At 71.8% G+C, this 3,834-nt stretch carries 3 protein-coding genes and 1 riboswitch; of the genes, 1 reads left to right on the top strand and 2 read right to left on the bottom strand.

Going from position 1 to position 3,834, the window contains the following annotated elements; all coding sequences use genetic code 11:
* Positions 1 to 785, top strand: a 785-nt coding sequence (locus DQW06_RS28180; protein ID WP_117199619.1) for a methyltransferase domain-containing protein, incomplete at its 5' end; no start/stop codon positions are given.
* Between the two features lie 31 nt (positions 786 to 816).
* Here the strand turns inward: DQW06_RS28180 and thiC are convergent.
* Together thiC and DQW06_RS28170 are read right to left on the bottom strand one after the other, a co-directional pair.
* On the bottom strand, positions 817 to 2,511 hold the full coding sequence (thiC, locus tag DQW06_RS28175) for a phosphomethylpyrimidine synthase ThiC (RefSeq protein WP_013154708.1): 1,695 nt from the start codon (positions 2,509 to 2,511) through the stop codon (positions 817 to 819).
* A riboswitch (TPP riboswitch) is annotated at positions 2,505 to 2,616 on the bottom strand. It overlaps the preceding gene by 7 nt.
* Before the next feature lie 184 nt (positions 2,617 to 2,800).
* Entirely contained in the window at positions 2,801 to 3,652 is an 852-nt protein-coding gene (locus tag DQW06_RS28170) for an SOS response-associated peptidase (RefSeq protein WP_013154709.1), read from the bottom strand.
* Between the last annotated feature and the right edge of the window lie 182 nt (positions 3,653 to 3,834).

Genomic DNA, 3,834 nt, shown 5'->3' with positions numbered 1-3,834 from the left:
ACCCCCGTCCCACGGCGGCCCAGTTCGCCACCCCCGACCGCCTGTCGGACTACTGGCGGTTCTACTGGGCGGTCGCAGAGGCGCAGGTCGCCCGGTGGCTCCCCGACACCCCCTCCCTGCTGCTCGACCTCTCCGGTGCGGACTACCAGGGCGCCCCGCGCGCCGTGGCCGCCGGCCACGACGTGGTCACCCTGCTGCCGTCGGTGGACGTGGCGGTGCGCCGCCCGCTGACCCTGGTGAACGGGCGCGCGGTGGTGCCCCGGCCCGCCCGGCGCGGACGGCTGCGCCACGTGGTGGGCGACTCCGCCTTCCTGCGCAGCTTCGCCCCGGACTCCTTCGACGGGGTCATCGCCGACAACCGGGTGCTGTCCCGGCACCTGGCCACCGAGGAGGCGCTGGCCCAGGTCAGCCGGGTGCTGCGCCCGGGGGGCCGCGCCCTGCTGTGCGTGGACTCGGTGGTGCTGGGCATGGCGATGCTGGCCGAGCAGGACCGCTGGCCCGAGCTGAGCCACGCGCCCAACGCGGACGTGCTCCTGGTGCCCTGGCCGGACGGCTCCATCACGCGGTGCTTCACGGCCGAGCAGCTCACCGAGGCGGTCGCCGAAGCCGGTCTGGAGCTGGAGTGGGTCAAGCCCCGCACGGTGCTGTCCGCCTCCACGGTGGAGATGATGCTGGCGCGCGACCCGAGGTCGATGGGACGCCTGGTGGAGATGGAACTGCGCGCCACGGAGTCCGACGACTACGTGGGCGTGCACCTGGTGGCGAGCGCGCGCAAGCCCGGCTAGGGCGGGGACGCCGCCGCCCCCGCCCCATCCCTCACTGGTGCTGCGCGGTCTCCTGGTCCGCCAGGGGCAGGTAGACCCGCTTACCCTGTTCGGCGAACTCCGCGGACTTGTCGGCCATGCCCTTCTCGATGGCGGCCACCGTCTCCAGCCCGTGCTCCTCGGCGTACCTGCGCACGTCCTGCGTGATCTTCATGGAGCAGAACTTCGGCCCGCACATGGAGCAGAAGTGCGCGGTCTTGGCGGGTTCGGCGGGCAGGGTCTGGTCGTGGAAGGACTGCGCGGTCTCGGGATCCAGGGCCAGGTGGAACTGGTCCTGCCAGCGGAACTCGAACCGCGCCTTGGACAGCTCGTCGTCCCACTCCTGCGCCCGGGGGTGCCCCTTGGCCAGGTCGGCGGCGTGCGCGGCGAGCTTGTAGGTGATCACACCGGTCTTGACGTCGTCCCGGTCGGGCAGCCCCAGGTGCTCCTTGGGGGTGACGTAGCACAGCATCGCCGTACCGAGCCAGCCGATCTGGGCGGCGCCGATCGCGGAGGTGATGTGGTCGTAGCCGGGCGCGACGTCGGTGGCCAGGGGGCCGAGCGTGTAGAACGGCGCCTCGCCGCACAGCTCCTCCTCCAGGCGCACGTTCTCCGCGATCTTGTGCATCGGCACGTGCCCGGGCCCCTCGATCATCACCTGCACGTCGTGCGCGCGGGCGATGTGGGTGAGTTCGCCCAGGGTGCGCAGCTCGGCGAACTGGGCCTCGTCGTTGGCGTCGGCGATCGACCCCGGCCGCAGCCCGTCGCCGAGGGAGAAGGTGACGTCGTACTCCCGGAGGATCTCGCACAGCTCCTCGTAGTGGGTGTACAGGAAGCTCTCCCTGTGGTGGGCCAGGCACCAGGCCGCCATGATGGAGCCGCCGCGCGAGACGATGCCGGTGACCCGGCGGGCGGTGAGCGGCACGTAGCGCAGCAGCACGCCCGCGTGGACGGTCATGTAGTCCACGCCCTGCTCGCACTGCTCGATGACGGTGTCGCGGTAGACCTCCCAGCTCAGCGCCGCCGGGTCGCCGTTGACCTTCTCCAGGGCCTGGTAGATGGGTACGGTCCCGATCGGGACGGGCGAGTTGCGCAGGATGCGCTCGCGGGTCTCGTGGATGCGCTTGCCGGTGGACAGGTCCATGACGGTGTCGGCCCCCCAGCGGGTGGCCCACACCATCTTCTCCACCTCCTCGGGCACGGAGGAGGTGACGGCGGAGTTGCCGATGTTGGCGTTGATCTTGACCAGGAAGTTCTTGCCGATGATCATCGGCTCGGACTCGGGGTGGCACCGGTTGGCGGGGATGACCGCCCGGCCCACGGCCACCTCCTGGCGGACGAACTCGGGGTCCACGCCCTCCCGGGCGGCCACGAACCGCATCTCGGGGGTGATGGTCCCGGCCTTGGCGTGGGCCAGCTGGGTGGTCGCGCCGCCGGACGGGGCGGGCGCGTGGGCCCACTCCCCGCGGGTGGGGGCCAGGCCCCGGTGGACGTCGATGTGCGCGGTGTCGTCGGTGTACGGACCCGAGGTGTCGTACAGGTCGAAGTGGCTGCCGTTGCTGAGTTCCACCCGGCGCTGCGGGACGCGGAGGGTGTGCCCCTCGGGGGTGGCGACCTCCCTGTAGACCTTGCGTGATCCCATGATGGGACCGGTGGTCACCCGGTGGTCGGCGGTGGAACTGACGTCGCGGCCGTCGAGAGCCGTCATGGCATGCCTCCCTACGTCGGAATTACCCGAACAGGTTCTGCGGTCGGCGACACCGTTGAGTCGCCCTCTCAGCCCGCCATGGCGCGAGCTCCCGCGTTGCGTATGAAGATGTGGGGACGCCTGGGGCGCCCCGGGCACGCGTGACCGGGGCGTGCCCGGTCCGTGTGGCCCCGGACACTCTATCCGTCGGCCGAGCGGGGCTGTCCACCGTCCCGGGGATAGAAAAGTGTCTCCCGCACGCCACCCCCGACAGCGCGGTCGGCTCGGGGCCGTGCCGCGCTCCCCCGGGTCAGAAGAGCGTCTGCGGCTCGTCTCCCCCGGTGTCGGAGAGCGGTTCGAGCAGGTCGGGACGGTTGTTCTTGATGCTGTTGACGTCGGTGGAGACCTCGTCCACCTCGAAGCGCTCGGCGGGGGTGTCCTGGAGCAGGTGGGCCAGCTCGTCGGCCCCGGTCGCCGGGTCCAGCCAGGCCGCCCAGTCCTCGGGGGGCACGACGACGGGCATGCGCTCGTGGATGTGGGCGAGTTCGGGGGCGGCCTCGGTGGTGACGACGGCGCAGCTCCACACCCACGCGGCGGGGTCGTCCTCGGCCACCTCGGGGTCGCGCCAGCGCTCGAAGATCCCCGCCAGGGCCAGGGGCCGGTCGTCGGGGTAGTGGATGGAGTAGGGCTTCTTGTCCGCCTTGGCCTTGCGCTTCTTGTGGTGGGGGTCGGTGACCGGCGAGGTGCTGGCCTGCACGGTCCCGTCCCTGCCGATCAGCTGCCACTCGTAGTAGGCGTCGGCGGGCAGCAGGCAGCGGCGGCGCCGGAAGGCCGTGCGGAAGGCGGGCTTGTCGGCGATGGTCTCGCTGCGGGCGTTGATCATCCGGTAGCCGATGTTGCGGTCCTTGGCCCAGGAGGGCACCAGGCCCCAGCGCAGGGTGTGCAGGGAGCGGGGCCCCGGCTCGCCCCGGTCCTCCCCCTGCGGGGGCGGTCCGAGCACCGCGTACACGGGCCTGCCCGGTGAGATGTTGTAGTCCGGGTCCAGCTCCTCCAGTGGCGGCCACGCCCGGGGATCGGTCTCCTCGGGAAGGGCCTGCTCGGGCAGGCCGAAGGCGAGCTGCAACTGGTGCACGTTCCGGGACTGGGCATAACGACCGCACATGGGTGTGATCCTACGGTCGAAACGGCTCGTTCTCTCCCGGAACACCCGTATCCTCAGGTGTTTCCCGTCCCGGGGCACCGGGCGCGGCTCGCACGGCCCGCCGGTTCCGTCGGAACTCAGCCCGGCGTCGGCGCGACGGGCTCCCCCTCCGCGCGTTCGGGCCCCCGCTCCGCTCCCCGTGC

Source organism: Nocardiopsis sp. TNDT3 (assembly GCF_003427465.1).
In the GTDB taxonomy this organism is placed as follows: Bacteria; Actinomycetota; Actinomycetes; order Streptosporangiales; family Streptosporangiaceae; genus Nocardiopsis; species Nocardiopsis dassonvillei.
The sequence above is the reverse complement of the archived record's forward strand: the minus strand, read 5'-3'. Positions and strand labels throughout refer to the sequence as shown.